Raw genomic sequence first — 15,775 nt, 5'->3', positions numbered from 1 at the left:
TGCTCAGTACGCCAGGTTTGGCCTCCGTGTCATCCAGCATCCCTGGCCAAATTGGCCCAAGATGTTTTCGGGTCAGGCTGGTCAGGCTGAGTGAAGCCACAGGTGTCCACGCGCCCCGATTTTCGGTAGGCATCGCGCGTAGGAAGCAGGCAGCACGGAGACATTCCGCGATAGCGGCGATCCGCAGACCTTCGCCTTGGGTGGTGCAACTTAGGCCATTGGCCAAGATGCTTTGTGCCTCGTGCCGGGACAGTGCTTGCCATCTCATCTAGGCCCCCTCGAGATGAGAAGTTTCAGCCTGGTGTTGAGCCATGACCTGCTCTGCCAGGCGGGCTAAGTCGTCGACCGGACCGCCTGTACTCTTTGCCCAAGGCAGTGCCCATGCCGTTAAAAGAGCATACAGGTCCCCTTCCTCGCTGCTTCCTGCAGCAGTCCGTAAGCGCAGATAGGCTCGTTCGGCGCATCTTCTCCAAAGGTTGCCCGGCTGAAAGCCCGCCTCTTTCAGCAGTTCCTCCAACTCCGCCACGAGAGCACCGGACATGCCGCTGTCGAAGCCCTCAAGTTGGTCCCATGACTCTTGCGCGAGATGACCATACTTCACATTGATCAATCGGGAAGTTACGCCACGCATGGGAAGCACATCGGTATCAAAAACCGGGCCGAGTTCGGCAAGTGTGCCACCGCCTGGAAATGCTGCAGGTCCCTGGGCCCACGAGGCGACCAGCGCAAGTCGGGGGTAGACGGACATCGCTAGTTGACGGCGGGTAATCACCTCGCGAATGGCTGAGCCATAAACTTCAAAGGCGGAGCGATTTGCGCCTTTCAGGGCTAGGCAGCCTGAGGTCTCTCCCACTATTTCCAGGCATTCCGCCGCTGCCTCATCCGAGACAAGGCCGACAGGGATGCGCCACTCGTGGTAGCTTGATCCACCCACGGCCGCAGCCAGTGCGTCAGCGACCACGTCCGCCAACGACCCGGTAAATTGGATCAACTGACCGGCGGCAAGCGCGGCTATGATTTGACGTGCAACGGTCAGTGCTGTCCCTTTGACGAAACCGCATGCTTGTAGGTTGGTGGAGATCAAATCGCACGCGGTCTCCACGCTTAGGATCTCGACAAGTGGCCCCTGAGGCTCTGCTTCAAACAGACGAACCTGCGACGTAGGGGGTGACTCGCTCCTTACTGTACCAACGCTATTTTGCAAAGTTTCCAGGCGTTCTGACAGCCGCGCTACAGCTTCTGTGGTCTCCACCCAAGCCGTTTCGCGTGCAGTGATAGGCTTTAGCCGGTTTTCGATCGCACTGAGGTGTGCAGTCATCTCATCCCAAGCACCTGACCGCTCAGACAGCACCTTCACTGCTTCGCTCAAGGAACGGATGTCGTCTTGGGCTGCTTCGTCGGAAGCGCCGGCGCGCATGGCGTTCTCTTCCAATGCGCGGACGGTCGATACCAACTGCTCATCCGCGGCAAGGAGGCGTTCTGTCAGTGCGCGAAGTTCGGCGAGGTCGCGCGTCGACTCAGTGGCGCGCTCCCTGATGTCACGCAGTTCTCCAGCTAGGTTGTCATCCTTCAAGCGCAGTGCATTGAGCTGTTCGACAAAAGCATCATCTGTCGCTTCAAGGCTCTCAACGCTGTCCTCGAGAGTGCCGACGCGATCCGGCAAGGCTTCAAACAGTCGATCACGCGCCACTATGGCCGCAGTGCGGAATTTGCTCAGTTCTGTCTGAGTGTCGGCGTGGTCAGCGAACCCACTAAACGCGATCAAGCGCTCTACCGTCTCGCGTGGGGCATCCGGGAAACGTTCAACGAGCTTCGCCAGAAAAAGCGGGCCCGCATCATTAGCGGGCGGCAATTTGTCACCTGCGGGGAAATCTTTGTGCAGATGATTTCTCGCCCACTCTACCCAGAAGTTGGCGAAGGCCTTCCAATCGGCTTCACTCTTCTGGCCACCCAGTGGATGCAATAGATGACTGATGAGTCGCTTTTGCTTGGCTTTGAAGTCAGTGGGTGTCCCGCTGCGAAAACCGTCAATGGCGGTCATCCGGTCATAGCAGGATTTTCGATAGCTATGCGGTACTTCCTCAATAAACTCGGTAAGGGACTGCTGGTCGAACGCCGAGATCCGAACTCTGGCCTCCTGGCTGTAGTAGTAACTCATGGCGAGACACTTTTTCCTGAAGATTTGACCTCAAAACCGCAGGCGATAACGTCCTTGATCAAGGCACGGTAATGCGGAATTAGCGGAGGTTGTGGTTGGATGGCGCCGAACGCGTAAACCAACTGGACATCGTCGGCGTCAATGTGGGCCGGCGCAGAGCACTGCAATTGCGTCATAAAGCTGCGCAGCCGCAAGCGTATAGATGGCCCGAGACATGGCACAGCGATGTCCGACGGGCACTGTGCGCTACCACGTAAACGCAGCCTGCCGAAGCCGCCTAGGTCGAGGTCGACGTGGCATGCAGCATCAATCAAACCGTCAATAACGATCGCTTGTAGTTCTGGCGTAAACAAGCGCTGATGCTGGTTGTGAGGCGCGCTCAGATCACTTGCTGCCAGCTCGTACTTGAGGCCAGTGGCAGCGCGTTCAAGGTAAACAGAGCCCGACGCACCAGGAGGTATTGACAGGTATTCCAGTCTCATCTGGTTGAGCCTGGCCAAGGCGATACATTCCTTGCATCGGGCTCCTTCGAAGGGCACGACCAAGCGCACGCCGGCGGTGTTAGTGAAAGCCACCTCCACCCCAGGCAAATCGATCGCAGCGTCGACGTTGAAGGTCGTCGATACGTATTTTTCAATCTCCGACGTACCAGCGTTGGCCACATGGAACTGCTGACGGCTGTCAGGTATCAAGGCAAATAGTGCCGGATCTCGATCCACTCCTGTTGCCGAAAGCCGATTCTGCCCGCTCAGCAGTAACATGGTTGGCCCGTTAGCGGTCTGCCCTACCGGCATTCCTCGGGCTGTGAGGATGATTGCGGTCGAGGCAACGCATTCGGCGGAATTTAAACTGGAACTCTGGGTCAAGAACGGCCAAGCGATTGAAATACTTGGCACGGCTCCATTGATGGTCAAGCCCGTCAAGGACTCCAGCCATTCTGCACAGGCATCGGAAGGTGACGTGGGCACCGTAATAAGAGCTAGGTTCCAACCCTCACGACTGTGAAATTTATCAGGAACCAGTTCCTCTGGAAAATTCAGGTTCTCCGGTGCCTTCCACAACAGAGCGTAGCTACCGTCCGTTCTGAGCTCCTGGGCTCTGGGAAAGCCCGGCGTTCTATCCCCTGCCAAGGCCGTAAATACTGCGGCCCCGAAGGTGGGCAATCCATGACAGGTGCGCTCTACACCATCGGTAAAATGCCGATCGGGGGTGCCTTGGAACGACACGATGCGAAAACTCTCTTGCGAAAGTTCCGCAGTCACGCGGCGGCCGTTCGGCATTCCGCGCATGTCAATCTCTTGAAGAATCCCATTGCCTACGTCCAGGGTGAAACTCGCGTCGCAGGGCCGACAAGACGGTAGTGTTAGTTCCAGATACCAGGCAGCGCGGTTTCTCCCTCTCTCAATTTTCAGCCGTAGTTCCATACTACGCATGGGCCGCGCCGACAATGCGAGCCCGGCTCCATGCTGACCGTGCAGGCCTGGCACAAAATTATCGCACTGTGCCGAGCCGAAACCTGGCCAATGAGCAAAGCACTTTTTCTGCTTGATCCCAGCCCGATGTAATACCTTTGCGCGACAGATCGGGCACACATAGCGTCCCTTGCGTGTGGCCTGCTCTGCTGACTCAACCTGGTTTGTTAACGTGTTGACGGCGTAATCCAAGGCCTGCCTCCTTGCATCCCTTAGTGTCCGAAAGCTTTCGCCTTCTCGTTATTCAACTGGAACTCGGGGCGCAGCAATTGTGCTTGGCTACCAAACAAAGAAATTAGGTCCGATGAGCGCCACCGCCGGTAATCGGGGACGTTAGCGGCCCGTTGGATCACCCACCGATCCAGCGCCTGATCTGCGATTTGCTTCACTGTCTGAAGAGACCGGATATCCGGCTTACCCTTGCCTGTTTGCAGGATCTTCGTCGCATTGGTTGCCAGTTGGCAGATAAAGACTTCGCGTTGGATGCCGTGACGCATCAGGTCATCTTTGAAACCCAGCGCCTTCAGGGCTGCGCGGGTGGTGCGCAATCGCCAATTCGGCCCTTGGCCGTACGCGTGATGATCAGCATAGGTGTGATCAATGTGGCGCAGATAGTCACGCAGTTCCAGGAACAACCAATCAGGAATATGGAAGTGTCCCCAGCCGCCGGTGTAGCCGATTGACTTAAGGTACTCTGTGCCATTGATTTTTAGACGGTTGTATACCGAGGAACGGCCCATCGAAGACGTGGTGATGACGGCCATCAGGCGCGCCCGCTTCTCCTCCTGAGAGATTATGCCCGTGGTGGCTCCGTAGGCATGGGCGAAGTCGTTGTAAAGATCACGACTTCGAAGCAGGCAAGCGATCAGTTTGCCGCAGAGCAAGGAGTTGTAAGGAGGGAGCGCTCCCAGGACGTAGGCATCCATGATGTTGACTAAGCGCGCGCCTCGATCATGCGAGTTCCAGCCGATGAATTTGTCCCGCACACCTAGGTTAAACACTGGATCACCCACGGCAATGATGCCCATTAGCTTGCCATTGGATTGATCCCACACCAGATAGCGCAACCGCCTGCCGAAGCCGCTGGACACCGGGACGGACCACGAAAGCGATGCCAGACGGAATAAGTCGCTCTGCCAGGTGCCCGACGAAACCCGCTCCAGGGCAGGGGAAATTTTCTTGGGAATCACCTCGGTACCTGAGGCGAAATATTGCATCAGTTTAGCACCCGCTCGAGCTACAAAGTTGCTGCTGGCGATGAGGCGCTCCTCCCGTTGAGCTCCATGCAACACCCGGATCGCATCCTTGTCATTGCCGGGCGCTCGCAAGGCACCCTCATCAGTTCTGGTGAAGCCCAGAGTATGCAAGTGTTCACGGAGTTTTCGCTTGAGGTTCGCCTCCCTCGGATTAACGCCCGCGATAATGATGTTGCCCTGTGACATCTACGGCTTCCTGCTCACTGTCATGCTGCATTGAATATCGAAATTTATTCATGACGCATGCGATGGTTCATACACTGCGTACCTGAAAAGGGATGTCAGTGCATTCCTGGGAATATTAAACTCCAGCTTATATCGGGCGCGCTCTGCGATGCCTTGGTCAGAATAACGTCAAATATGACTGGGAACGGCATCAGGTACTGCTGGGCAGTGATGTGCTTGGTGCCCGTGGACCTGACGAAGCTTTCACTCAGAATACCGGCCTTCTCCGCTAGGCGGCGTAAAGGTGCTCCATCGCGTGGATGATTCTCATAACCCTGCCCCACTGCAAGGTTCCCCAAGTACCAGAGCTGTCGACGAATCTCAGTGCAGGTCTGAATCATGCCTTTCTTCCGGGAGTGCAGTGCGGGCATAAGCCTATAGCCTGGGGATGGCATTGCGCCAGCCTTTTTCGCTTGTGCTTCTCCTCTCCCGCTGAATGGTGCGATCAGGCGTCAGCGCTGGTCCTACTGTGTCCAACCTTGATTTCGCTCGAATTGACTCTCGGGAACCTCACAGGCACGGTGTTATTGGTATGTTGCAGAGCATGATCAAACACCTCAGCAAGCCTGGATGACCTGCAAGGCGACATTGCCTCTACTGGCTTGCCGCACACAAGATTCCCGCCCGTCCCTCCAAGGTTATACGTCCGGAAATCGCTGCTGCGGTGATCTGGCATGCGCAGATCATAAAGCTCAAGGATCAGGCACTCATGCAGCGATATAACTGGACACGGCCACATCAGTACAACGGTTCTGTGCCGCCGACGGTTGCTGAAAAGAACTCAATTCCGTGTCCGGGAATGGTTGACCACTACAGATGTAAACCCCTACTGGCTTCAAGGGCTGTGAACAGACTCCCGCGTCCCTAGAGACCTCCGAGCATTACAACTGAGGCTATTAGAAGGTTGCATCAGCAATGACCTCCGGGACAAACCACACTGTTCAATTCTGAGCCTGTCGGGTTCTACCCGATTTCCAACCAGATCCCAAAGCATGTTTTTTTTGAAAACAATTATCCATTACATTTCGGACTGGGACGGTTAGAGGTCGGGGGTGAGACAACTGAGGACCGCGGGGAAACTGAATCTATGAACACCAATCTATGAACAGTTGCCTTAATCTGTAGAGTATTTAGCCTGTAATCTCAGACTCGGGAACTGCTTGTGAACATCTGACATCGCCCACTTGTAAAATTGAGTATTTGGTTGATGAACAGCCTCCTCATCCGGTCTACAGGTTTTTTCCCGATCGCAGCACCTCACGTATTTCGCTTACCACCTGCAGCGTTGCCTCTTCCAGAGTCCCTTCGTTACGGCATACAACCCAATCGTGATCTGCAGCCGCTCGCTCAAACGCCTCGGTACACGCCTCATGCTCATCCAGTTCATGCATCACGGTACTGCTCAATCCGCGCGTGCGTGCCGCAGCCCTTGCCCAGGAGATTTCCGGCGCGGTGACGACTCCCACATGCAGGTCTGGCACCCGCACCTGTCGATCCAGGTTCAACCGCAGAATCTGCGCAAACGGCACCAGCCGGCGAAACGCGGCATCAGATGGGTACCATCGATCAATCAGGATGATGCTGCCCGGCGGCTGTTTAGGCAGCACATGCTGCGAGATCCAGGCGCGACTGTCGGCAAGACGCTGGCAAACGCCCAGCTCCAGATCCCGGTTTGGGTTCCTGACGAACTGATTGACGAGCGCCATTGTTTCGGCCCTGAAGGGATCTCTTTTTCTCTCGCAAAGACGAATGACCTTCCTGTTGTCGGCCCTGAGCATTTTCGTCACAGACTCCAACAGCGTGGTTTTTCCCGTGCCCTTGGGCCCGTCCAGCGCAACGAACAGCGATTGATTCATGCTTCAAACAACGACATGGGTTAACACTCCAGGTAATAGTGGCCTCGTTACGCCAGGCAATAGAACTCGCTGACCTGCGCCACAATCTCTCCCGCGGCATTGTACAGCCGAGCCTCGGGTGTCAGGGCCATGGAGCGGGCTTCCAGCACATAACGCTGGCCTGCCTTGAAGTCCTGGTAATTGATGGTCAGGTAGCATTGGCGCACCGTGGTGCCACCCATCAGGCTTATACCGCCGCCGCCATTGACTTCGTAGTCGAACCTGACGACCAGTTCATGGCTGCCGGGACTGACCTGAAAAAAACGACCGTCGCTCAGGCGTTGCTTGTCCAGGCGCTCGGCCAGCAGCACGCGATCATTCGGGAATGGCATCGAGAAATCCACCCAGGCCATCTGCGGATTGACGGCTGGCATGGGCGCCTGACAAGCCGTGACTGCAATTAATGCATACAGCAGTATCAACTTGCGCATGATGAATGCTCCAAAGGATCCGGGCCCCGAAAGTGCCAACGCGAAGTGGGCAGATCAAATCACTCGACGACACATTCAGTCTAGTTGAGTCACTTCCGCCCCTGCTCCACCCTGCACTACCGATCTGCGCTGGCGCTGCTCAAGCGCCATAACGATCAAGTCCATCAATAGTCGCCATCGCTGAACATCGTTTCTCATCGATCCGCGACTGCATCACGCTTGGCTCCATCAGCAACATCTGGAGCTTCACACATGCCCACCCTCCTCCTCGATGCATTGCGCCAAGGTGCCTACGCCGCGATTCTTGGTTACATCGTGTTCATCCTCGCGATCACCGCCGCCAACGCCCAGGGGTTGCTGTCATGAAATGCGGCCCCTTTTGGTTGCTTGCCTTCTTCGTGTTGATCAACAACGGCTGCTCGCTGCTGGGCTTCGGCGACCGCTCCGTGGGTGGCGTGGCGCGCAGCATCGAGGCACGAACGGAAATCGCTGTCGCCACCACCCTGCAACGGGCGCATGAAACCCAAGCTGGGGGCTTGCCGCCTGACGATGGACAGATCCTGCCAGAGAACCTGCTGCTGGCCCGCTTGTGAGTACATTTGTACTCCTTGCGCCGGAACTGCCAAACCGTAGGTATCTCCTGCCACCTGCAAATTGCACGGCTGCTCGTCCCACCATTGAGCGTTAAGGTGGTGACCACGCCCCTTTCTCGTCGCGACGGACACGAACATGACGACAATCAGCCGCCTCAGCTTGATGACCCTGCTCGCCGGCATGCTGTTGGGCGACATCGTCGTTGCCAGCATCGGCTTGGCTGGCCTATGTATCGCTGCGGTACATTTCAACATCCTGCAGGATCATCAGCAAAGCGAACCCTCGGACCAGTCATTCGTCGCGTGACCTGACAGTAGTCGGTTGCGTGCGCATGTGTTCTCACCCGCTCTGCCGCGGAGGAGAAGTTGGCGATATCGCGTATGCAGAACAGCAGCTGTATCGTACCGGCGACTAGCAAGTATCGTATCAACGCCTGTAAAAAGTGATTTAGGGACAAGGCTTTACCCTTCTCACAACTACTATATTTCGTACCACATAGTATGCCTGCTTCAGTGCTCATCAACGACTGGAGCAAATAGAGGCCGGCGCACCAGGGGCGCGTTCGACAGCCCCAAGCTCAACGCGCTGCAAGCGTGACGAGGTGTTCCCGCAGCCAGCGGTGGCCAGGATCACGGTGCACCCGCTCCGGCCACAGCATCAGCATTTCGAAACCCGCCACCGGCAGCGGGGCCTCCACCACGGCCAGCGCCGGATTCCCGGCCACCAGGCGCTGCGGCAGCATCGCTACCAGATCGGAACTGGCCAGCATCGCCGCCACTCCAGAAAAGCGCGGCACCGACATCACCACGTTACGCTTCACCCCCTGTTCGGCCAAAGCATGGTCCGTCGGCCCAACGAAACCACCGCCATCAGGCGACACGATCACATGCTCCAGCGCACAGAACTGCTTGAGCGTCGGCCGGCGCCGGAGCCGTGGATGATCGGCGCGCCCGGCCAGCACATAGCGATCGGTGAACAGCGGTTTCTGGCGCAGACCCGGTGGTGCATCGATCGAAATGTGAAACGCCAGGTCCAGTTCACCCAGTTCCGCCTTGCGCACCAGCGTCGGCGGATTCATGTCGAGGATCGCCAGGCGCGTGCCAGGTGCCTGTGCGCGCAGTGCGCTCAAGGCCGGCAAGAGGATGGTCGCCTCGGTATAGTCGGTGGCGCACACGCGCCAAGTGATCCTGGCTTGAGCAGGATCGAACGGTTCATCCCCGGCAATGGCCAGGCGCAAGGCTTCAAGCGCCTGGGCCAGCGGCATCCTCAATGCCTCGGCCCGCGCCGTGGGCCGCATGCCGCGTGGGCCCGGCAACAACAGCGGGTCGCCCAGGGCTTCGCGCAAACGCGCCAGTTGCACGCTCACCGTCGGCTGGGAAAGGTGCAGCCGTTCGGCCGCGCGGGTCACATTATGTTCAGCGAGCAGTGCGTCGAGGGTGACCAGCAAGTTGAGGTCGAGGCGCCGCAAGGAATTGTGCATGGCAATACCTGCAATTCTGGATATTCATTTCAACAATATTCGCGGTATCCGCATGCTTTGGCCATCCCCCACTGCCGGAGTACAACCGCAATGAACATCCTGATCGTTTATGCCCATCCCGAACCGCGCTCGCTCAATGCCGCGCTCAAGGACTTCGCCGTCGAGCACCTGCGCCAACAAGGCCACAGCGTCCAGGTCTCGGACCTGTACGCCATGAAATTCAAGGCCGTGCTAGACGCCGACGATTACCTCGCTCACCCCGCAGCAGAGCGTTTCAACCCCTCCGAGGCCTCCCGCCTTGCCCTGGCCAACGGCACCCAGGCCGATGACATCGCGGCCGAACAAGCCAAGCTGCAATGGGCCGATGCGGTCATCCTGCAGTTTCCGCTGTGGTGGTTCGGCCTGCCGGCAATCCTCAAAGGCTGGGTCGAGCGCGTCTACGCCTACGGTTTTGCCTACGGCGTGGGCGAACATTCCGACCACCACTGGGGCGACCGCTACGGTGAAGGGCGCCTGGCCGGCAAGCGCGCCATGTTGATGGTCAGCATGGGTGGCTGGGCCTCGCACTACAGCGAACGCGGCATCAACGGCCCGCTCAACGACATCCTCTTCCCCATCCACCACGGCATGCTGTTCTACCCAGGGTTCGAAGTGCTGCCACCCTTTGCGGTCTACCGCACCAGCCGAATGGACAGCGATGGTTTCACCACGGCCTGCGCACAGCTGGCCCAGAGGCTCGACGGCCTGTGGACGGACGCCCCCATCGCGTTCCGTCGGCAGAACGGCGGCGATTATGCGATTCCCGCCCTGACCCTGCGACCAGAGCTTGCACCCGGTGAATCTGGGCTGAGCGTGCACCTGCTGCACGACTGAGCATTACGCACACCCGCTCCAGATCAATGCACGGCGCTGGCGATCCGGTATCATCCGCGCCCTTCAACCGTTCGTTTGCTCATGGAGTGGCCTGCAATGAAAGTTCTGACGCTGTTCGGCACCCGCCCGGAGGCCATAAAAATGGCGCCACTGGTCAAGGTCCTGGCGCGCACCGAAGGGGTCCAGAGCATCGTCTGCAGCACCGGCCAGCACCGGCAGATGCTCGACCAAGTGCTGCAGTTGTTCGCCATCGAGGTCGACCATGACCTCGATGTAATGGTCCCGGGGCAAACCCTCAACGGCCTGTTCGCCCGCCTGATGACCCGCATCGACGCCCTGCTCGACGAGCTCAAGCCGGATTGCGTGCTGGTGCATGGCGACACCACCACCGCGGCCGCCTGCGCCATGGCCGCCTTTCACCGCGGCATCGCCATTGGCCATGTCGAAGCGGGCCTGCGCACCGGCGACCTGACCCAGCCCTTCCCCGAGGAGATGAACCGCCGAGTGGTGGACGTGATGGGGCGCTGGCTGTTCGCCCCGACCCACACCTCGCGCACCAACCTGTTGCAGGAAAACCTGCAAGGGCAGATCCACGTCACCGGCAACACCGTGATCGATGCACTGGACCTGATCGTGCGCAAACTCGAACGCGAACCGCACATCGGCGAAGGCTTCACCCGCCGCTACCCCTGGCTCGACGCCCGTCGCCGCCTGGTGCTGGTCACCGGGCATCGCCGCGAGAACTTCGGCGAAGGCTTCCAGCAGATCTGCCAGGCGCTGGGCCAGCTGGCCCAGCGCGACGATATACAGATCGTCTACCCGGTGCACCTCAACCCGCAGGTGCGCGACGTGGTGATGGCCGTGCTCGGCGACAACCCCAACGTGCACCTGATCGACCCGCTCGATTACCTGGAATTCGTCTGGTACATGCAGCGCGCCCACCTGGTGCTCACCGACTCCGGCGGGGTGCAAGAGGAAGCGCCACACCTGGGCAAGCCGGTGCTGGTGATGCGCAATACCACCGAGCGCCCGGAGGCCGTGGCCGCCGGCACGGTGAAGCTGGTAGGTACCGACAGCGCCCGGATCGTCGAGGCCGTGGCCGCGATGCTCGACGATCCGGCGCTGTACGCCCAGGTCGCACGCAGCGTTAACCCGTATGGTGACGGCAAGGCCAGCGAGCGCATTGTCGATGCCCTGCTGGGGCGGTCATTCACCGCATTTACTGGGCACTGAGCATCTCGTCAAAAAAACGGCGACGTAAAATTTAATGAACGTTTTAGGGAATTTTCCTACAACAAAACACCAAATTATTGACATTGGCACTTTGATACTAGAAAGTATGCCCCCGATGTTCATAGGAAATGTCATCGCGCTCCACTGGCGGCCCGCGGCACCTGGCCACCCCCGCCCTCATTGAATTTCCTGCTTTCCATGCTTAGACGCGCGCCTTTGGTGCCTGTCGGCGCACACGTTTGCGTTCGCTTTTATGCCGGCAACGCCCCTGAACCTTCAAGGACCAGATCGTTGAATCCCACGACTCGCCGCTTGCAGTTCGCGCTCCTGAGCACTGCCCTGACCGCCCCGCTTCTCGCCCACGCCAGCCCCGCCAGCGAAGCGCTGCAGGCGCTGCTCGCCCAGGACCAGGTGTCACGCAGCGTGTCGCTGAAAGACCTGGGCATCACCAACCCGGTGGTGCTCGACCAGGCCGACAATCGCCAGGCGTTCTTCCTGCCGGTGCCACGCGGTGTAGCGATCAGCGATGCACAGATCGAACTCAAGGGCCAGTTCATCAAAGGCGAAGTACAAGCCGCGACCTTGCGCCTGGCCGTGGACGGCCAGCCTCGTGTGGCCGAGCGCGTCATTCGTGGCGAAGGCGACCTGGGTCGCACCCTGGCGGTGGACAGCGGCAAGCATGCCAGCGGCTTCGTCAATTTCAGCCTGGACTGGAGCTCGCCGGTCTCCGATGACTTTTGCGCCCCGCCGCGGGCCACCGCCAACGTCCTGACCCTGTCGCCGGAAACACGCCTGACCTACCGCTACGCGATGTCCTCGCTGGCCAGCCTGGCCGAAGCCTGGAGCAGCCTGCCAGCACAGCCGGTGATTCTGGTGGCTGCAGGCGCGCTTGAGCGTGACAGCTTCGACAGCGCCTGGCGCCTGGGCGTGGCCCTGGAGCGCAACGCCCGACGCGCCCAGGTACGCGCCCTGCCCCAGGTCGGCGACAACCTGAGCCTGGCCGGCGTCGAAGTCCCCGTGGCCCTGGCCAAGATCCCGGCCTTCGCGGCCCTGGCCGGCCAAGGCCGGCACACCCTGGCCAACCCGGCCGAGCTGGGCGCACTGCTGCTCCTCGACACCGAGGCCACCCGCGCCGACCTGGCCATTGCCGACGCCGCCCTTGCATCCCAACTCACGGCGGCACTGGATGCCCTGGCCCAGCAGCTGCAAGACGACCCGGACGCCCTCGCCGCCCTGGCGCAATGGCGCAAGCAACGTGCAAGCCTCGCCGGCGGCGCCCTGCCCGCCCAGCAACTGCAATTGCACAGCCTCGGCCGCCAGGCGCTGATCGCCGTGGCCGCCGATGCCGGTGCCAAGGCCGCCGGTGTGCTCGACGCGCACTGGCGCAACGTGCTGGTGTCGCGCCAGGCCCAGGTCCAGGCAGTGGGCGAAGCGCTGCGCAACGAGCACGGTCACCTGCGCCTGAGCAGCCTGGGCGGCAATTTCGGCACCTTCGATGTGGTCAGCCGCGGCGAATGGACCGCCACCTTCCCGCTCAGCGCGGTGTCGGTCAACGGCCGCATGCCGGGTGAGCTCAACTTCGACCTGGCCGCCGCGCCGGGCGCCTCGAGCACCGCGCCGGTGGCCTCGGTGATCTGGAACAACGTCCTGCTCAATGCCGCGCAGCTGACCGCCGACGGCACCCCCGAGCGCCTCAAGGCACGCATCCCCGGCTACGCCCTGGGGGTCACCAACACCGTGCAGGTGCGCTTCCAGCGCCAACCGAGCTCGCCGAACTGCGCCGAAGTACCGCAGGCCTACCCGGTCAATGTCCTGCCCAGCAGCTACCTGACCATGGCCGACGCCGAGCCCGACGGTACCTTCATCGGCCTGCTGCCCTTGCTGGCTGGCAAGCCACAGGTGATCGTCGACCAGGCTGCGTTGCAAGCGCCGGTCAGTCACCTGGGCAAGCTGATCCGCCTGGCCAGCGCCGCCGCGCTGTCGCCGGTCAATGCCGAATTGGTACTGGCCGCCGGCCAGGCCGAAATCAAGCCGAGCCGACCGTTCCTCGCCGTGGACGTGCAACTGCCAGGCGCCAAGCCGGTGCTGGGCGTAGCTGAACTGCAACGCCTGCAAGCCCAGGGCAACCAGCAGCTGGCCCTCGACCTGCAAGGCCCACAGGGCTTGGGCACGCTGTCGGTGGTCGGCTCCGCCGGCCAGCAAGGCATTCTCTGGAACAGCCTCGGCAACCCCGACATGGTGCCGCAAGTGCCGTTCCTGCTGACCCAGGGCAATGCCGTGGTGGTCGGCGAGCAGGGCCCGCTGACCTGGATCGACACCACCGACCCCGAGCTCAACCTGGCCGGCACCCCCTTCCACCAGTGGCGCAAGCAGCTGGTGTGGGCACTGCCGACCCTCTCGGCGATCGTCCTGTTGCTGCTGTTGCTCGGTGTGGTGGCCCGTCGCCTGCGCCTGAAGCACAAAGGCAAGTAACGCCGCATGTCGTCGCTCTACTGGCCGTACCTGCTGGCGGACTACTACCGCGTGCTGGAACTCGTCACCGCCTTCGTCGGGGTGCTGATCCTGCTGTCCAGCCTCGATGACCTGTTCATCGACGCCTGGTACTGGGTGCGCCAGGTCTACCGCAAGCTGCTGATCCGCCGCCGCCGCTACCAGGCGTTGACGGTGGAACAGTTGCGCGCCAAGCCCGAGCAGCCGCTGGCGATCATGATCCCGGCCTGGCTGGAGTACGACGTGATCGCGCCAATGCTGGAGAACATGGTCGGCTCGCTGGACTACAAGAACTACTACATCTTCGTCGGCACCTACTGCAACGACCAGCGCACCATCGACGAAGTGGAGCGCATGCGCCGGCGCTACAAGCAGCTGGTGCGCGTCGAGGTGCCCCACGACGGCCCGACCTGCAAGGCCGACTGCCTGAACTGGATCATCCAGGCCATCTTCGCCCAGGACGCACGCATGCCCGAGCCCTTCGCCGGGGCGATCCTGCACGACAGCGAAGACGTGCTGCACCGCCTGGAGCTGCACTACTTCAACTACCTGCTGCCGCGCATCGACTTCATCCAGCTGCCGGTCACTTCGCTTGAGCGCGACTGGTATGAACTGGTGGCCGGCACCTACATGGACGAGTTCGCCGAATGGCACACCAAGGACCTGGTGGTGCGCGAAAGCATGTCGCGCATGGTGCCCTCGGCCGGCGTCGGCACCTGCTTCTCGCGCAAGGCGCTGCTGGAGCTGTCGGCCGAGACCAACAACCAGCCGTTCAACACCGACACCCTCACCGAGGACTACGACATCGGCGCGCGCCTGGCCCGGCGTGGCATGAAGCAGATCTTCGGCAAGTTCCCGGTGGACTACGTGGCCAAGCGCACCACCTGGTTCGGCAATGGCGAGCAGAAGATGGTGGCCGTGCACATGCCCCTGGGTGTGCGCGAGTACTTCCCCGACACCTTCCGCACCGCCTATCGGCAGAAAGCCCGCTGGACCCTGGGCATCGGTTTGCAGGGCTGGAGCCAGGTGGGCTGGCAAGGCTCGCTGGCGACCAAGTACCTGCTGTTCCGTGACCGCAAGGGCCTGATCACCTCGTTCATCGCCATCCTCGCCTACCTGCTGCTGGCCCAGCACCTGGCGTTCCTGGCACTCAATGCCAGCGGCCACTGGCAGGTGTTCTTCCCCTCGGCGTTCAGCCCCAACAGCGCGCTGCTTGATCTGATGTGGGCCAACACCGTGGCCCTGAGCTTGCGCATCCTCCAGCGCGCCTACTTCGTTGGTCGTTTGTATGGCTGGGAGCATGCGCTGCTGTCGGGGCCGCGGATGATCATCGGCAACTTCATCAACGCCATGGCCGCCGCCCGCGCCTGGCGCCTGTACCTGGGCTACCTGTTCCTCGGCAAGCCGCTGGTGTGGGACAAGACCATGCACGACTTCCCCTCGGCCGATCAGTTGCAGCAGCAGCGCCTGCGCCTGGGCGAGCTGTTGCTGTCGTGGCGCGCCATCGACGACGACGTCCTGGCCCTGGCGCTCAAGGCCCAGGCCGAGGAGCACAAGCCGCTGGGGCAGATCCTGCTCGAACACGGCTACCTGGATGCCGACACCCTCAACGAAGCGATCCTGTTCCAGCAGGAGAACGGCGAGCCCGTGGCCGCCGCCCCCGTAACC

11 protein-coding genes and 1 pseudogene are annotated in these 15,775 nt (G+C 60.6%); 6 read left to right on the top strand and 6 right to left on the bottom strand.

Going from position 1 to position 15,775, the window contains the following annotated elements; translation table 11 throughout:
- Positions 1-268: 268 nt before the first annotated feature.
- From IX761_RS15590 to IX761_RS15570, 5 genes are all read right to left on the bottom strand, one after another.
- Positions 269-2,158 carry a hypothetical protein gene (locus IX761_RS15590; protein WP_194790462.1) on the bottom strand — a complete coding sequence of 630 codons (1,890 nt, stop codon included), beginning with the start codon at positions 2,156-2,158 and terminating at the stop codon, positions 269-271.
- Positions 2,155-3,822 (bottom strand): hypothetical protein, encoded by a 1,668-nt coding sequence (locus IX761_RS15585; protein ID WP_194790461.1) that lies wholly within the window; start codon positions 3,820-3,822, stop codon positions 2,155-2,157. The genes IX761_RS15590 and IX761_RS15585 overlap by 4 nt, the downstream gene beginning before the upstream one ends.
- A 20-nt stretch (positions 3,823-3,842) precedes the next feature.
- Complete coding sequence (locus tag IX761_RS15580) at positions 3,843-5,072, bottom strand: Druantia anti-phage system protein DruA (protein WP_023535636.1); 1,230 nt, start codon at positions 5,070-5,072, stop codon at positions 3,843-3,845.
- A 1,268-nt stretch (positions 5,073-6,340) separates the two neighbouring features.
- On the bottom strand, positions 6,341-6,967 hold the full coding sequence (locus tag IX761_RS15575) for a dTMP kinase (RefSeq protein ID WP_194790460.1): 627 nt from the start codon (positions 6,965-6,967) through the stop codon (positions 6,341-6,343).
- Positions 6,968-7,014: 47 nt separating this feature from the next.
- The gene (locus IX761_RS15570; protein ID WP_194790459.1) at positions 7,015-7,437 is read right to left on the bottom strand and encodes a hypothetical protein; all 423 of its coding nucleotides are present in this window, start codon (positions 7,435-7,437) and stop codon (positions 7,015-7,017) included.
- Between the two features lie 362 nt (positions 7,438-7,799).
- Here IX761_RS15570 and IX761_RS15565 point away from each other — a divergent pair, with 362 nt between their 5' ends.
- Both IX761_RS15565 and IX761_RS15560 read left to right on the top strand, forming a co-directional pair.
- On the top strand, positions 7,800-8,030 hold the full coding sequence (locus IX761_RS15565) for a hypothetical protein (RefSeq protein WP_194790458.1): 231 nt from the start codon (positions 7,800-7,802) through the stop codon (positions 8,028-8,030).
- 136 nt (positions 8,031-8,166) lie between these two features.
- Positions 8,167-8,337: a hypothetical protein gene (locus tag IX761_RS15560; protein ID WP_194790457.1), complete on the top strand. Its 171-nt coding sequence runs from the start codon at positions 8,167-8,169 to the stop codon at positions 8,335-8,337.
- Positions 8,338-8,608: 271 nt separating this feature from the next.
- On the opposite strand, the gene IX761_RS15555 is transcribed toward IX761_RS15560, so the two are convergent.
- Positions 8,609-9,511: a LysR family transcriptional regulator gene (locus IX761_RS15555; protein ID WP_194790456.1), complete on the bottom strand. Its 903-nt coding sequence runs from the start codon at positions 9,509-9,511 to the stop codon at positions 8,609-8,611.
- A 90-nt stretch (positions 9,512-9,601) separates the two neighbouring features.
- Here IX761_RS15555 and IX761_RS15550 point away from each other — a divergent pair, with 90 nt between their 5' ends.
- From IX761_RS15550 to IX761_RS15535, 4 genes and pseudogenes are all read left to right on the top strand, one after another.
- Complete coding sequence (locus IX761_RS15550) at positions 9,602-10,384, top strand: NAD(P)H-dependent oxidoreductase (RefSeq protein ID WP_194790455.1); 783 nt, start codon at positions 9,602-9,604, stop codon at positions 10,382-10,384.
- Positions 10,385-10,459: 75 nt separating this feature from the next.
- Positions 10,460-11,617: a non-hydrolyzing UDP-N-acetylglucosamine 2-epimerase gene (gene wecB / locus IX761_RS15545; RefSeq protein ID WP_323744575.1), complete on the top strand. Its 1,158-nt coding sequence runs from the start codon at positions 10,460-10,462 to the stop codon at positions 11,615-11,617.
- Positions 11,618-11,929: 312 nt separating this feature from the next.
- Positions 11,930-14,089, top strand: a complete 2,160-nt coding sequence (locus IX761_RS15540) for a hypothetical protein (protein WP_228533597.1) — start codon at positions 11,930-11,932, stop codon at positions 14,087-14,089.
- Positions 14,090-14,095: 6 nt separating this feature from the next.
- Positions 14,096-15,742 (top strand): annotated as a pseudogene (locus IX761_RS15535) (glycosyl transferase family protein); the annotation flags it as partial.
- Positions 15,743-15,775: the final 33 nt, after the last annotated feature.

Origin of the sequence: Pseudomonas sp. UFMG81, from assembly GCF_015354575.1 — a bacterium.
Lineage (GTDB): Bacteria > Pseudomonadota > Gammaproteobacteria > Pseudomonadales > Pseudomonadaceae > Aquipseudomonas.
The sequence above is the reverse complement of the archived record's forward strand: the minus strand, read 5'-3'. Positions and strand labels throughout refer to the sequence as shown.